The following is a 13,943-nucleotide window of genomic DNA, read 5'->3' as shown; positions in this document are numbered from 1 at the left end:
TCTCACTTGTTCCTGTTGGCGCCGATCATGGCGGCGAAAATGCCCACCGCCTGGCGGATCACCGTGTCACCCGTCGGCAAGGCCTGACGCATCGTCGCCAGGCCATGAATCAGACCTTCCGCCTCCACGAAGTGCACCTCGCCGCCCCGCCCCACGATCCCGTCCGCCAGCGCGCGGCCCTGGTCGCGCAGCATGTCGAGGCCGGCGGTCAGGATCACCGCCGGCGGCACCCGTGCCGGCAGTGGATGCAGCACCGGCGACAGCGCCGGTCGCGCGCGCGACGCCGGGTCGGGCAGATAGTCGGCGATGAATCGGTCCATCAGCCGGCGGTCGAGCAGATAGCCTTCGGCGAACTGCCGGTAGGAGCCGGTCTCCGGGCTGGTGCAGTCCCCCACCGGGTAGATCAGCAGCTGGCCGAGCACGGGCGCGGTTGTCAGCTGCGTCGCCACATGGAAGGCGAGGTTGCCGCCGGCGCTGTCGCCGGCCACCGCGATGCCCGTCACCGGCGCCTCCAGCACCGCCGGGCCGGCGGCGACGAAGGTCGCGGCCGCCAGGCAATCCTCGTGGGCTGCCGGAAATGGATGCTCCGGCGCCAGCCGGTAGTCCACCGCCACCACGCGCAGGCCGGTGACACGCGCGATCAGGGCGCACAGGCCGTGGTGGGTTTCGAGATCGCCGATCACCCAGCCGCCGCCGTGCATGTAGACGATCACCGGTCCCGGTACCGGGGCGCCGGGGAAATAGGCGCGCAGGGCACAGCCGCCGCCGCTGAAATCGACGGTGCGGACGGCGGGGTCGGCGGGCGCGTCGAACAGCGTCCCCATCTGGCGGTAAGCCTCGCGGGCGACGTCCGCCGGCATGTCGGCCAGATGCGGCCCCGGCTGGGCCGCCAGCAAGGCCAGCAGGGCGGCGGTTTCAGGCAGAACCACGGGATCGCTCATCGGCCGGCCTTCTCTTGCTCTTGCAACAGCCGTGCCCGTTCGGCGACATAGGCGCGCAAATCCTCGGCCTCGGCGTTGGAGAGGTAGGGCGCGAAGCCGATCATGCCGCGGTCCTGCAGCGCGCCCTCCATGACGATGCCATGCCAGGCCTCGGCGCTGGTGAGCGCGGCCGAGCGGCGCAGGTCCGGCACCACGCCGCTGGAGATGGCGCCGGGGCCGTGACAGCTCCAGCATTCCCGTTCGAACACCGCCTGACCGCGCGCCACCTGGTCGGCCGGGAACCGTTCGGTGGGCGGGTTGGCCGGCCCCGCCTCGATCCGGTCGATGACCGGCAGCGGCGTCGCAGCGCCCAGGCGGAACACGAACAGCCGGCCATTGGGACGCGGGCCGGGATTGTCGTTGAACGGCGAGGTCAGCGCATAGGCGCCGCCATAGCCGCCGGCCACCGCGACATACTGGGCGCCGGCGACCTCGAACGTCACCGGGGCGGCCATGATCGGCATGCCGAGCTGGACCGTCCACAGCACCTTGCCGCTGTCGGCGGCGAAGGCACGTAGATGGCCCTTGGTGTCGCCCTGGAACACCAGATTGCCGGCGGTGGTGAGAATGCCGCCATTCCATGGCTCGGGGTAATCGAATCCCCATTTTTCCCGCTGGTTGACCGGGTCCCAGGCGATCAGGCGGCCGCTCAGCATGTCGCGCATCGCCTTCAGCGCCGCCGGATCGTCGGGCGGCGACGTGCCCTCGGTTTTCAGGCCGAGGTTCCAGCGCCCCGGCACCACCTTGAAACTGGCCGGGTCCTCATAGCCGAACACCGCGTGATTGGCGGGAATATAGGCCAGCCCGGTCTGCGGGCTGAACGCCATCGGCTGCCAGTTGTGCGCCCCCAGCGCGCCGGGCACGGCGGCGTAAGGGCCCTGGGTATAGCGGGCGGCGGGGTCCTCGACCGGGCGGCCGGTGGCGAGGTCATAGTGGCTGGCCCAGTTCACCTTGACGAAATTGCGCGCCGACAGCAGCTTGCCGCTGGTGCGGTCGATGACGAAGAAGAAACCGTTTTTCGGCGCCTGCATCAGCACCTTGCGCGGCTTGCCATCGAGGGTCAGCGTCGCCAGCGTGATGGTCTGGGTGTGGGTGTAATCCCAGCTGTCGCCCGGCGTGCCCTGATAGTGCCAGCGATAGGCGCCGCTGTCGGGGTCGAGCGCGACGATCGACGACAGGAACAGGTTGTCGCCCTTGCCGGCGCTGCGCACCTTGTGGTTCCACGGGCTGCCGTTGCCGACGCCGATATAGAGCTGGTCCAGCTCCTGGTCGTAGACGATGGAATCCCACACGGTGCCGCCGCCGCCGGTGCGCCAGTATTCGCCAAACCAGGTGCCGGCGGCCTTTTGTGCCAGCACCTTGTCGGAGGCCGCGTGGTCCGGCCCGTCGGCGGGATTGCCGGGCACGGTGTAGAAGCGCCACACCTGCCGGCCGGTCTGGGCGTCATAAGCGGTGACATAGCCGCGCGCGCCCAGTTCCGCGCCGCCGTTGCCGATCACCACCTTGCCCTTGACGATGCGCGGCGCGCCGGTGATCGTGTAGGTCCGGCGCTGGTCGACCGTCACCACCGACCACACCGGCTTGCCGGTCTTGATGTCCAGCGCGATCAGCCGGCCGTCGAAGGCGCCGAAATAGAGCTTGCCGTCGTAGAGCGCCGCGCCGCGATTGCCGACGTCGCAGCATCCCTTGGCGCCGTAGGCACCGGGGACTTCCGGGTCGTAGTGCCACAGCAGCTTGCCGCTCGCCGCCTCGAAGGCATAGACCTTCGACCAGGCGGTGGTGACATAGAGCACCCCGTCATGTTCCAGCGGCGTGCTTTCCTGGGCACGGTTGGTATCGAACTCGTAGGACCAGGCGAGCCCCAGCCCGCCGACGTTGCTGTCGTTGATCCGGGTCAGCCGGCTGAACCGCTGCTCGTCGAACGTGCCGCCGTAGGTCACCCAGTCGCCCGGGTTTTTCGTGGCGGCCAGCAGCTTGTCCCACGGCGATGGCCCGGTAGCGGATTCCGCGCCTCCCCGCGTCCACCCGGTGGCGCCAACGGCAATCACGACGGCGGCAAGCGCCGCCCAGCGCATGGTTCTGCTCACAGCTCTCTCCCCATGATGATTTTCCGGCACGGTCGCGCCACCAGGCCGGGCGCGCCTGTCCGGAGACACCCCGCCAGGGCATGGCGGCTACCGCTCAGCGATAGGTGAATTCCGGCCCGTCGAGATCGGCCGCCGGAATGTCCACGGCCTCCCGCCAATAGTCCTGGGTGTGGCGCCACTCGGGGCGATCACCCAGCCGCTTGGGCAGCTTGTCGATGTCGCGCATGAGATACCCGGGATTGAAATTGTCGTCCTCGATCCACGGCAGCAGCGCCTCGCCCGAGGCCCCCGCCGGCGGCGCCACCTCGACCTGATGGACGCCCTTTTCATCCATGTGGCGCAGCAGCCGGCAGACGAAATCGCCCAGCAGATCGACCCGCAACGTCCACGCCGCGCGAAAATAGCCGAACACCCAGACCAGATTGGGCACACCGGAGAACATCATGCCCCGATAGGTGGCGGTCTGCGACCAGTCGACCGGCCTGCCGTCCACCTTGAAGTCGATGCCGCCCATCACCAGCAGGTTGAACCCGGTGGCTGCCACCACCAGGTCGGCCTTGAGATCGGCGCCCGACTTGAGGTGGATGCCCTCCGGCGTGAACCGCTCGATCTGGTCGGTGACCGCCGAGACCTTGCCCTCCTTGATGCGCACGAACAGGTCGCCATCGGGGATGAACGCCAGTCGCTGCTGCCAGGGCCGGTATTTCGGCGTGAAATGCGGCTCGAACTGGAAATCCTCGCCGGCATACTGGCGCACCAGCTCCTTCAGTTCGGCGAACACCAGCTCCGGCTCCTCGCGCGAGCGGCGGTCGAGGGTCTTGAGGTTGTGCAGATAATCCAGCCGGGCGCAGCGGTGAATGGTTGCCTCGTCGACGCCGATCTCGCGTAGCCGGTCCGCCAGATCGCTGCGATTGGGGTAGCAGTAGAAATAGGTGGGCGAACGCTGCAGCATGGTCACATGCGCCGCCTTTTCCGCCATCGCCGGGATGACGGTGGCGGCGGTGGCGCCGGAGCCGATCACCACCACCTGCTTGCCGGCGTAATCGAGGTTTTCGTCCCATTTCTGGGCGTGGATCACCTGACCCCTGAAGTCGGCCATGCCCGGCCAGTCCGGCAGATAGGGATGGTCGTGATCATAATAGCCCTGGCACATCCACAGGAAGGTGCAGCGGTAGGTGGTGCCGGACGACCCGTCGGCCCGCGCGGTCTCGACGGTCCATTTGTGCTCCGTGCTGGACCACGAGCAGCCGGTGATGCGGGTACCGTAGCGGATGGCCCGGTCGAGGTCGTTCTCGTCGATCACGTCCTGGAGGTAGCGGCGGATTTCCTCGGCCGTCGCGATCGGCGGCCCGACCCACGGCTTGAAGCGGTAGCCGAAGGTGTAGAGGTCGGAGTCCGAGCGCACGCCCGGGTACTTGTGGGTGCGCCAGGTACCGCCGAAGCCCTCCTGCGCTTCCAGAATGACGAAGCTCTTGTCCGGGCACTGTTCCTTCAGATGGTAGGCACTGCCGATGCCGGAAATGCCCGCGCCGACGATGAGGACATCGAAGTCCGCGCAGGCGCCATCGGCGTCGCGGGTTCGTTCTGCAACGAGTTGGCTCACTTCCCCCTCCTCCAAGGTCGCGGCCTGTACGACGGGAATCACGGCCGCTGCTTTATGGTCCCGATCTTGGCCGGTCGCCGCGCGCGCCTCCACATCTTCACGCGCCAAGAATCTGGCCGTTCCGGCCAGCCCCCGACCCGTGGCCATGGCGGCCTTCGCCGGCGGAAACAGCGCGCGGCACATCGTGAACCTGAAGAAAAGCAAGGACCTGCGCGGCCATGAATGACGGGCGGCATGACGGGCGGCATGACGGGCGGCATGACCGCGCCAGCCGGCGCCTGCGGCCGCGTCACGCCGCCCCGAATTGGTGCTGGCGGCAGCGATGACGATGGATTACCGTACCACCGGCGCGTGTGACACGGTGAGTCTGCCGGCCGTAGCACAGGCAACCTTGTTGCCTGGAGCGCTATGTGGGGGGGTGGCAGTCCCCACCGCGCGCCACCTTTCCCGCCCCAGCCCCCGTGCCCTGGCGGTTACCGGGAGACGACGAGCACCGGCCAGCGCCGGACCGGCGTCTGTCGTCGCCTCAGTAATCCTCGCTGTGCAACAGCCGGAAGCGGCGGCAGGTGAAGGCCCAGACGCCGTCGCGCCGGGCATAGTCGTCCTCATAGCAACTGAAATAGCGCACGTTTCGGCCGTCAGCCGTCTGGCCGACCTCGAAGCAGTAGGAACGTCCGTGCGCGCTGCCGCCGTCAATGACGACCTGGCCCTGGCTCACCAGCATGAAGGCGCGCGGAAACATCGCCAGCGCGCCCTGCCAGGCCGCAACGATGGCCGCCCGCCCGACCGTCGGCGTGTCGTCGAACAGATACCACCGGGCATCCTCGTGCCAGGTGGACGCCCACAGCGTGGCGTCGCGCTGGTTGACGCCGTCGCCGAAGCGGGCCAGCACATCGTTGATGGCGACACGATCCGCCCATGCCTGCATGATCCGCCTCTCCCTTCGGGTCACGTTGAAAGCCGTCCGTCCGTCAACGACCGGCGCCAGGCGCGGCCGCTCCCCCAAGGGCCGCGCCTGGCGGGCGATCACGCGCTGATCGCCCCGGTGGTCGCTGGGGTTGGGTCGGCGCTCAGTAGCGCCAGGTCGCCTCCAGCATCACCTGCCGCCCGCGTGACGGCTGGCCGGCGATCTGGTTGGTCGCGCCCGTGCCCGGCTTCTCGAACAGATAGAGCGCATAAAGTTCGTTGGTCAGATTGCGCCCGATCAACGCCAGCTGCCAGCGGTCATCCTCGCTCTTCAGCCGCACCCCGGCATCGAGCTGCCAGAAGCTCTTCTGCCAGCCGTTGATGTTGCCGTTGTCGGTGGCATTGTACTTCGAGCTGTAACGGGCGTTGCCGTTGAAGCCGAGGCCCCAGTCGTCCGTCACCGGCACCGCATAGTCGAAGCCGAGGCTCACCGCCCACTCCGGCGCGCGCGGCTGGGCCTTGCCGCCGAGGTTCTGCCCCCTGGTGTCGTCGGCCGTGTTGGGCAGGCCGTCGGCGCCGTTGGCCAGAACGATGTTGCATCCTTGCGCCGCCGTCTGGGTGTTGAAGCAGCTGGTGACGAACTCGATGTAACGGGCACGGTTATAGGCGACCGAGGCGTAAAGGCTGAAATCGCGCATCGGGCTGAACCGCGCCTCCAGCTCCACGCCCTTGACCCGCGACGACGCCGCGTTCTCGATGGTGAAGGAACTGGTGGCCGGGTTGTAGGCGTTCACCTGCAGGTTGGAGTATTTGTAGGAATAGAGCGAGCTGGTCAGCACCAGCCGTCGGTCGAGCAGCTGGGCTTTGACGCCGCCCTCGAAGCCCTTCACCTTTTCCGAGTCGAAGCGGATGGCGTCCTCGCTGATCGTCGCTGGCAGCAGCACCGCGCTCAGGCCAAAACCGCCGGACTTGTAGCCGGTCTTGTAGGCGACATAGGTCGTCAGGTCGTCGGTCGGCCGCCAGGTCAGCGTCGCTTCCGGCGAGAAGTTGTCGTCCTTGAAATTGTCGACGAACAGCCGCGAGGTCGGGGCCAGCAGCGTGCCCGACAGCGGCGGATGGACATAGGTGTTGCGCAGGTCGGAGTCCTTGGTCTCGTGGGTGTAGCGCACGCCGCCGGCCAGCTCGATCTGATCCGTCACGTCCCAGATCATCTGGCTGAAGATCGAGTAGGTGTCGCCGTCGGTGTGACCGAGCTTTTCCCAGGTCTGGTATTTGCCGTTGGCGGGGTCCGCCCCCAGCGGCGCGATGCGCGAACTGTTGAAGAAATCGAGTTTCGTGCCCTGGTAATAGGCGCCCAGCATGAAATTCACCGGCGCGTCGAAGCTCGACAGCAGTCGCAGTTCCTGACTGAAGGCGCTGTATTTCTCGTTCTCCGCCGCCGCCAGCTGGAGGATCGACGTGGCGTCGTAATTATCGACGCTCCGCGACCGGGAGCGGAAATAGCCGGTCACGGAGGTCAACGTCAGATTGTCGAACGCATAGTTGGCGGTGAGCGCCGCCAGATACATGCGCGCCTTGCCATAGGGGTTGACCTTGGCGTAGGGCCAGTTCGCCACCGCCACCGCCGGGAAGGCACTGCGCGAGAAATTGCGATCGAACTTGCAGTCGCCATAGGGGTCGAGCACGCCCGAGGTGATGCCGCTGGTCAGACCGCCGCAGTTGAACGGCTGGGCGCCGGTCGAGGGACCATCGGTATCGTTGTCGCTGGCCGACAGCTTGAGGTTGGCGTCGAAATTGCTGCCGACCGGGCGATAGACGAAGGTCGCGCGGCCGATGATTTCCTTCTCGCCGGGGCGACGGCCGCCCGCCGTGGGTACGCCGGACTGGGCCGCGAACGGATAGGTCGCCTCGGTGAACCCCTGCGCCGTGTTGCGGAAATAGCCGTCGAGATTGCGGTAGCGCACCGCCAGACGCGCGCCGAAGGACTCCGACAGCGGGCCCGACACCGCCGCGTCGATGATCGCTTCATCACCGGCGAACTCGTAGCTGGACCGCACATAGCCCTCCAGTTCGTCGCCGGGATTGGCCGACTTCAGCGCCACCACGCCGGCCGGGCTGTTCTTGCCGAAGAACAGCGCCTGGGGACCTTTCAGCACCTCGATCTGCGCCATGTCGAACAGGCCCTGACGCAGGATGCGCGCCCGCCCGATCTGCACGCCGTCGACGCTGATCGACACCGCCTGGTCAAAGCCGGCCTGACCGTTGGAGGTGCCGACGCCGCGCAGGGTGATGATGCCGCCATTGCCGCTGCCGCCCTGGTCGACCGACAGCGAGGGCGCCAGCTTGCCGACATCGCGGATGTCGGTGGTGGCGAAGCGCTCCAGCTGCTCGGCGCTCATCGCCGACACCGCCACCGGCGCCGAGATCAGCGTCTCGTTGCGCTGGCGTGCCGTCACCACGATGTCGCCCAGCGTCGCCTCGGTGATGCCCGACGATGGACCGGCGGCCTGTTCTTCCGCCGCCATGGCCGTCGCCGCGGCTGTCGCCGTCAGGGCGATGATGGTCGTTGAGGTCAGCAGTCCGTGCTTGAGCGCACGGGCACGACTTGCCAGATTCATGATGATTCTCCCCCACAGAATGCGGTCTGTCCGCTGTTGTTTTGGGCCGGATACACGCAGGAACGATCACGCGCGGGTGACGACCGTCAACCGGCGAGCGTCCGACGATGCTGGCGACAGGAGCCAGTTGCCCTTCTCAGGCCTCGACAAAGGGCGAAAGCAGTTGGGTCACTCTGAGTTCGGGCGGGATACGCTCCACCCCGATACGGCGATCGAACTCCTCATGCATCCAGTAGATGCGCCGTTCCTGGTAACACAGCTTCATGCCGGTGAAGGCACCCGACTCCAGCGAGCGCTGGATGCCGGCGAGAAACTGGAAATCCTCGGTCTGGATCTTGTCGTAATTCTCGACGAAGGTCCGCCAGTATTCTGAGTTTTCCATGGTCTCCGTGTCATCACCGGCGCCGACGAAGATCAGCTCGCACGAACAGGCGTCGCGCCCTTCCGGCCAGAAAGTGATGAACGGAAAACCGGCGGAATCGAACGGACTGACGAAGTTGGGAAACACACCATAGGCGACGTTGTTGGCGCGGAACACCTCGGGTACCGTTGGAATATCGTAGGCATCGGCCTCGGTGCCCCAGGTGCCGCCCTCGCGGTTGAACCGCTTGGGCAGCGCCATGCGGGTATGGCCGCCGGCGAACAGGCCGATCGCGGTGCCCTTGGCGTCGAGCAGCATGGCGACGGTCTGCGGGTGGATCGCCTTGACGTGATAGGATTCCAGGAACGCGTCGAGCGCGGCCTTCCAGTTGCAGGCGATCTTGTAGCTCATCCGCCCCTTGACGCGCAGGCTGGCCATCGACAGCGTCGCCAGATCGTCGCGGATCGGCGCCAGTTCATCCGCCAGCGGCCGGGCGTCGGGGTCGAGGTTGACGAACACCCAGCCGTCCCACTGTTCGCAGCGCACCGGCAGCAGGCCGCGTGCGCTTTTGTCGAGGTCGCCGAAATCATGCTCCTCCGGCACCCGTACCAGCCGGCCCTGGAGATCGTAGCACCAGGCGTGATAGCGGCACACCAGCAGCTTCTGCCTGCCGTCGCCCTCCACGATCGGCGCGCCGCGATGCCGGCACGTGTTGTGGAAGGCGCGGATCTCGTTGTCGACACCGCGGGCGATGATGATCGAACAGCCCAGCCGCTCGAACAGTTTGTAGCTGCCCGGCGCCGGCACTTCCTCCGCGCGGATGGCGCACAGCCAGCTCTTCTTCCACAGATGCTCGATTTCCAGCTGATAGAAGGCCTCGCTGGTGTAGCGCCCGCCGGGAATTTCCGGCAACGCGGGAAAGCCCTCGGGATAATGGTCGCGCCGCAGTTCATTCTCGACCTGCGCGCTGATCCTGGCCGCCACTTGTGGTTTCATGGCCTTGTCTTCCCCTCCCCGTGAGCGGCTTGCCTGCATTTGGTTTTGCTTGGTGTTGGCAGCCGATAATTCGAACCATGCTGAGACCGTCACCGGCTGTCAAGACGTTGCATTGCCATGCAATTTGTAGGCACGCTTCAACTCATTGAAATATGGCCCCGATTTCGCCAGACCTGTGAATTTAGTCAGTATATACAGGGCATTAAAACACACGCCCGCAACAAGCCGACCTCCCGCCCCCGGCGTCGCGCACACTGTCAAAATAGTGATTTTTCGCCCAGACGCCCTTGCGCGCCCTTGCGCAAATCCTATTATTGCGCTCCAGCTGCTGAACCTGAATCGGGACCGCGAATAGTGCTGCGCGCCGGTTGATTTGCGGGGGCGCCAGTTTTCGACAGAAACGCTTTCAGCACGTGACGACAACAAAAAGAACTCGGGAGGCTTTTTCCTTGAAAATCACCTTCAAAGCCGCCGGCAGCGAGGACAGGACCATCGAGGTCCACGGCAGCCTGACACTGATGGAGGCCGCGGTGCGCCATGGCATCGACGAGATTCTCGCCGAATGCGGCGGCGCCTGCTCGTGCGCCACCTGCCATGTCTATGTGCCCGACGAATGGCTGGCCGTCACCGGCGAGGCCGGCGGCATGGAGCTGGAACTGCTGGAGTGCGTGGAAGCGCGCCGGCCCGGCTCGCGCCTGAGCTGCCAGATCAATCTCAGTCCGGCGATGGACGGCCTCACCGTTGAATTGCCGCCGGCCTGAACCGGCGATCACGCGCCCGCGCGACGTTCCCGCGCGACACCATGGCACAAAGGGGAGACACGCCATGACCGAAGCATTGCAACTGGAGCGGCCCGCCCATGTGCGGCCGGAACAATTCGTCGACTTCGACATCTACGCGCCGCCCGGCATCGAGCAGGACTTTCACGCCGGCTGGCAGAAACTGCATGAACCGGGCGTGCCCGACGTGGTGTGGACGCCGCGCAACGGCGGCCACTGGATCGTCACCCGCAATCATCTGCTGGATGAGGTGTTCGCCGACCACACGCGGTTTTCCAGCCGTGTCATTCTGCTGCCCAAGGCTTCAGGCGAGCAGCACAACCTGATTCCCACCACGCTCGATCCGCCGGTGCACCGGCCGTATCGCAACGTCCTCAACAGCAGCCTGGCACCGCGCGCCGTCAGCGCCATCGAGGAGGGCATCCGCGACATCGCCATCGATCTGATCGAGAAGGTGCGCCTGCAAGGCCACTGCAATTTCACCACCGCCTATTCGGAAGTGCTGCCGATCCGGGTGTTCATGACCATGTTCGGCCTGCCGCTGGAGGACTCGGCCAAGCTCAAGGCCTGGGCCGATGCCACCACCCGTGGCGACGGCTCCATCAGCATGGGTGACGCGCTGGAGCGCATCGGCGTCTACCTCAAGCCGTTCCTCGACGAGCGCAAGGGCAAGGACGGCACCGACATGCTCAGCCGCATCGTCAACGGCCGCATCGGCGACCGCCAGATGACCGACACCGAAGCGCTGCAGATGGCGGTACAGCTGCTGATCGCCGGTCTCGACACGGTGGTGAACTTCCTCGGTTTCACCTTCGTGTTCCTGGCGCAGAACCCCGAGCATCGCCGCATGCTGGTGGACAATCCGGCGCTGATTCCCGACGCGCTGGAGGAATTGCTGCGCCGTTACCCGCTGGTCACCATCGGCCGCGAGGTGGTGGAGGACATGGAGTATCACGGCGCCCAGCTGAAGAAGGGCGACATGGTGGCCACCGCCACGCCACTGGGCGGTCTCGACCCCAGCGTCAACCCGGACCCGATGCGCATCGACTTCAAGCGCGCCGGCGCCCAGCACGTCACCTTCGGCACCGGCCCGCACAAATGCCCCGGCGCCCATCTGGCGCGCACCGAGCTGCGGATCACGCTGGAGGAATGGCTGAAACGCATTCCCGAGTTCCGCCTCGCCGACGATACCCCGCTGCGCTATGCCGGCGGCATCGCCGCCAGCATCGTCGCCGTGCCGCTGGTGTGGGATCCCGCCAGCACCCGCGCCGCCTGAAACACATCGACCGCGATCCCCTTGGCGGCGCCAGGCCCGTCAAGGGGACGCACATCCACACCCCGCCCGACGGACGACCGCATGACCGAACAACGCAACGCCCCCAAACCGCGCGGCCGCCGCCTGGCCCTGGTGCGCGACGACACCCCGGGCGACGACGCGGCCTCGCCCTACAGCGGCCCCTATGCGCGGACCTTCGACCGTCGCCGGCAGGACATTCTCGCCACCGCCTGGGAGATGATCGCCGAGCGCGGCGACGACGACATCAATCTGGCGGAGCTGAGCAAACGCAGCGGTGTCGCGCTGCGCACCATCTACAATGCCTTCACCGACAAGGAAGGCGTCATCGCCCAGTGCCTGGCGACGCATTACCATACGCTGTTCGATGGTATCGAGATCGGCGTCAACGACAGCCGCAGCCTCCGGGAAGCGATCGAGATGATGGGCCGCGTGGCGGCGGACACCATCCGGGTGCGCGCCTTTTCCGGCTGCGCCGCCCGGCTGTATTTTTCCAGCCGCACCAGCCCGAAACTGACCGAGGGCCTGCGCCGGTTGCCGATCTCGACGCTGAAGGCCTGGATGCGCTCGGACGAGGCCGACCGGCGCACCATCCAGCATTTCGGCCGCGACGAGATCGAGCGCAGTTTCGCCAACGTCCAGTGGGGGCTGGTGAACGACTGGGCCACCGGCCAGATTGACGACCATGATTTCACCCGTGGCATGAAGAACCACATGGTGATGGTGGCGCTGGCCTTCGGCAACCGTGCCGGCCGGGCCGCCGCCAAGAGCTTCTGCGGCCTGCTGGACGACTAGACACAACCACAACACCGACAGGGGAGATCAACCATCATGTTCGACATGCAACGCGTGTTTCATACCGGCATCGTCGTCGACGACATCGCCCGCGCCCAGCGCGAGATCGGCGACTCGCTCAATCTGCAATGGACGCCGGTCAAGCGGTTCGCGCCGATGGCGTTCTGGACGCCCGACAAGGGCCTGCACGAGATCACCGTCGATGCGGTCTATTCCCGCCAGGGGCCGCATCATCTGGAAATCGTCCAGGGGCCGAAGGGCAGCTTCTACGACCCGGCGCTGGCGCCGGACGGCCGTCACATCGGCGTGTGGGTTGACGACCTGAAGGCCGAGACCGACCGGCTGCTCGGCCAGGGCTGGCGCATCTGCGCCGCCGGCGGCCGGCCGGAGGATGGCTACGGCATTCTCACCTATGTCGCGCCGCCGACCTCGGCCTTCGTCGTCGAGCTGGTCTGCCAGTCGCTGAAACCCACCATCGACGCCTGGCTGCAGGGGGCCTGAGGCCGCGCACGCCCGTGCCAGGGCCGGCCTGAACTTCAGTGGACAACCGGGCCGGCCGCCTGCACCAGCCAGTCGTGCAGCGCCCGCACCGACGGGCGCGCCATCGCCTTCTCGCTGCGCCGCAGATAGACGCCGCGCGGATAGCGGCAGGTGACGTCGAACAGCCGACGGATGCTGCCGCGCCGCAGGCTCTCGCCGGTCAGTTCCTCGCTGCCCAGCCCGACACCGAGCCCCTGGATCACCGCCTCGATGTAGGCGCCGGTATCCTCGATCATGATGGTGCCCTTGGAGGGAAAGCCGGTGAGGCCTGCGGCGCGAAACCACATCGGCCACGCATCGCGCGCCGCGCCGGATTCGATCAGCGGCACGCCATAGAGATCCGCCGGCGCGCGGATCGGCACCGCGTCCTGCAACTCGGCGCTGCAAATGGGGAAATAGGTCATCCCGAACAGACGCACCGCGCCGGCGCTGGCCTGGCCGTCGTTGATGGTGGCGATGGCGAGATCGGTCACCGTCATCGCGCTCAGTTGCAGCGGATCGAGGGCATAGACCTCGATGCTGACATCCGGCCAGCGCTCGCGGAAGCCGGCGAGCGTCGGGTTGAGCCACTGGCTGGTGATCATCGATGAACAGGCGACGCGGACGTAATTTTCCTGCGGGCCGTGCTGGATCGTCCGGGTGGCGTTGTGAATGGCCTCCAGCCCCGGCATCAGCAGCTGAAGATAGTCCTGCCCCGCCGCCGTCAGCCGCACCGAACGGGTATTGCGTTCGAACAGCACCACGCCGATCTGCTCCTCCAGCGACTGGATGCGCCGGCTGATCGCCGAGGTCGTCAGGTGCAGCTGCTCGGCGGCGTCACGGAAGCTTGATGCCCGCGCGGCTGAAATAAACGCTTCAATGCCCTTGAGCGACGGCAGCCTCTGCGATGCCATGGCGTGTCTCCCCCGGTGCGCCATCGGCTCTTGCCGGCCGATCGGTCCACCCCATCCTGCCACAGTCGGGGCGTGGCGCAATCCTTCTCGC

General features: G+C 66.6%; 11 protein-coding genes. 4 read left to right on the top strand and 7 right to left on the bottom strand.

The window, feature by feature from the left end; translation table 11 throughout:
• Positions 1-2: 2 nt before the first annotated feature.
• The 6 genes from ABU113_RS00150 to ABU113_RS00125 all read right to left on the bottom strand — a co-directional run bounded on the left by ABU113_RS00150 (position 3) and on the right by ABU113_RS00125 (position 9,551).
• Complete coding sequence (locus tag ABU113_RS00150) at positions 3-941, bottom strand: alpha/beta hydrolase (protein WP_454557438.1); 939 nt, start codon at positions 939-941, stop codon at positions 3-5.
• The gene (locus ABU113_RS00145) at positions 938-3,067 is read right to left on the bottom strand and encodes a PQQ-dependent dehydrogenase, methanol/ethanol family (protein ID WP_454557437.1); all 2,130 of its coding nucleotides are present in this window, start codon (positions 3,065-3,067) and stop codon (positions 938-940) included. Before ABU113_RS00145 ends, ABU113_RS00150 begins: the two co-directional genes overlap by 4 nt.
• Positions 3,068-3,161: 94 nt before the next feature.
• Positions 3,162-4,670, bottom strand: a complete 1,509-nt coding sequence (locus ABU113_RS00140; RefSeq protein ID WP_454557436.1) for a flavin-containing monooxygenase — start codon at positions 4,668-4,670, stop codon at positions 3,162-3,164.
• A gap of 526 nt (positions 4,671-5,196) precedes the next feature.
• Positions 5,197-5,598, bottom strand: coding sequence for a nuclear transport factor 2 family protein (locus ABU113_RS00135; RefSeq protein WP_454557435.1), 402 nt, complete (start codon positions 5,596-5,598; stop codon positions 5,197-5,199).
• A gap of 142 nt (positions 5,599-5,740) precedes the next feature.
• Positions 5,741-8,194 carry a TonB-dependent receptor gene (locus ABU113_RS00130; protein ID WP_454557434.1) on the bottom strand — a complete coding sequence of 818 codons (2,454 nt, stop codon included), beginning with the start codon at positions 8,192-8,194 and terminating at the stop codon, positions 5,741-5,743.
• 136 nt (positions 8,195-8,330) lie between these two features.
• On the bottom strand, positions 8,331-9,551 hold the full coding sequence (locus ABU113_RS00125; protein ID WP_454557433.1) for an aromatic ring-hydroxylating oxygenase subunit alpha: 1,221 nt from the start codon (positions 9,549-9,551) through the stop codon (positions 8,331-8,333).
• 449 nt (positions 9,552-10,000) lie between these two features.
• Here ABU113_RS00125 and ABU113_RS00120 point away from each other — a divergent pair, with 449 nt between their 5' ends.
• The 4 genes from ABU113_RS00120 (at position 10,001) to ABU113_RS00105 (ending at position 12,920) form a co-directional block, all read left to right on the top strand.
• Positions 10,001-10,312, top strand: a complete 312-nt coding sequence (locus ABU113_RS00120; protein WP_454557432.1) for a 2Fe-2S iron-sulfur cluster-binding protein — start codon at positions 10,001-10,003, stop codon at positions 10,310-10,312.
• A 64-nt stretch (positions 10,313-10,376) separates the two neighbouring features.
• Complete coding sequence (locus tag ABU113_RS00115) at positions 10,377-11,606, top strand: cytochrome P450 (RefSeq protein WP_454557431.1); 1,230 nt, start codon at positions 10,377-10,379, stop codon at positions 11,604-11,606.
• 81 nt (positions 11,607-11,687) lie between these two features.
• Positions 11,688-12,419 (top strand): TetR/AcrR family transcriptional regulator, encoded by a 732-nt coding sequence (locus ABU113_RS00110; RefSeq protein ID WP_454557430.1) that lies wholly within the window; start codon positions 11,688-11,690, stop codon positions 12,417-12,419.
• 36 nt (positions 12,420-12,455) lie between these two features.
• On the top strand, positions 12,456-12,920 hold the full coding sequence (locus ABU113_RS00105) for a VOC family protein (RefSeq protein ID WP_454557429.1): 465 nt from the start codon (positions 12,456-12,458) through the stop codon (positions 12,918-12,920).
• 35 nt (positions 12,921-12,955) lie between these two features.
• Here ABU113_RS00105 and ABU113_RS00100 read toward each other — a convergent pair whose 3' ends face one another.
• Positions 12,956-13,852, bottom strand: a complete 897-nt coding sequence (locus ABU113_RS00100) for a LysR substrate-binding domain-containing protein (RefSeq protein WP_454557428.1) — start codon at positions 13,850-13,852, stop codon at positions 12,956-12,958.
• Between the last annotated feature and the right edge of the window lie 91 nt (positions 13,853-13,943).

This window comes from Parapedomonas caeni, assembly GCF_041060555.1.
Taxonomy (GTDB): Bacteria; Pseudomonadota; Alphaproteobacteria; order Sphingomonadales; family Sphingomonadaceae; genus CAUJIW01.
The sequence above is the reverse complement of the archived record's forward strand: the minus strand, read 5'-3'. Positions and strand labels throughout refer to the sequence as shown.

Coding starts and splice junctions, on each gene's coding strand:
- ABU113_RS00135 (WP_454557435.1), bottom strand. CDS start 5,598: ATGCAGGCATGGGCGGATCGTGTCGCCATCAACGATGTGCTGGCCCGC.
- ABU113_RS00105 (WP_454557429.1), top strand. CDS start 12,456: ATGTTCGACATGCAACGCGTGTTTCATACCGGCATCGTCGTCGACGAC.
- ABU113_RS00115 (WP_454557431.1), top strand. CDS start 10,377: ATGACCGAAGCATTGCAACTGGAGCGGCCCGCCCATGTGCGGCCGGAA.
- ABU113_RS00150 (WP_454557438.1), bottom strand. CDS start 941: ATGAGCGATCCCGTGGTTCTGCCTGAAACCGCCGCCCTGCTGGCCTTG.
- ABU113_RS00100 (WP_454557428.1), bottom strand. CDS start 13,852: ATGGCATCGCAGAGGCTGCCGTCGCTCAAGGGCATTGAAGCGTTTATT.
- ABU113_RS00110 (WP_454557430.1), top strand. CDS start 11,688: ATGACCGAACAACGCAACGCCCCCAAACCGCGCGGCCGCCGCCTGGCC.
- ABU113_RS00130 (WP_454557434.1), bottom strand. CDS start 8,194: ATGAATCTGGCAAGTCGTGCCCGTGCGCTCAAGCACGGACTGCTGACC.
- ABU113_RS00125 (WP_454557433.1), bottom strand. CDS start 9,551: ATGAAACCACAAGTGGCGGCCAGGATCAGCGCGCAGGTCGAGAATGAA.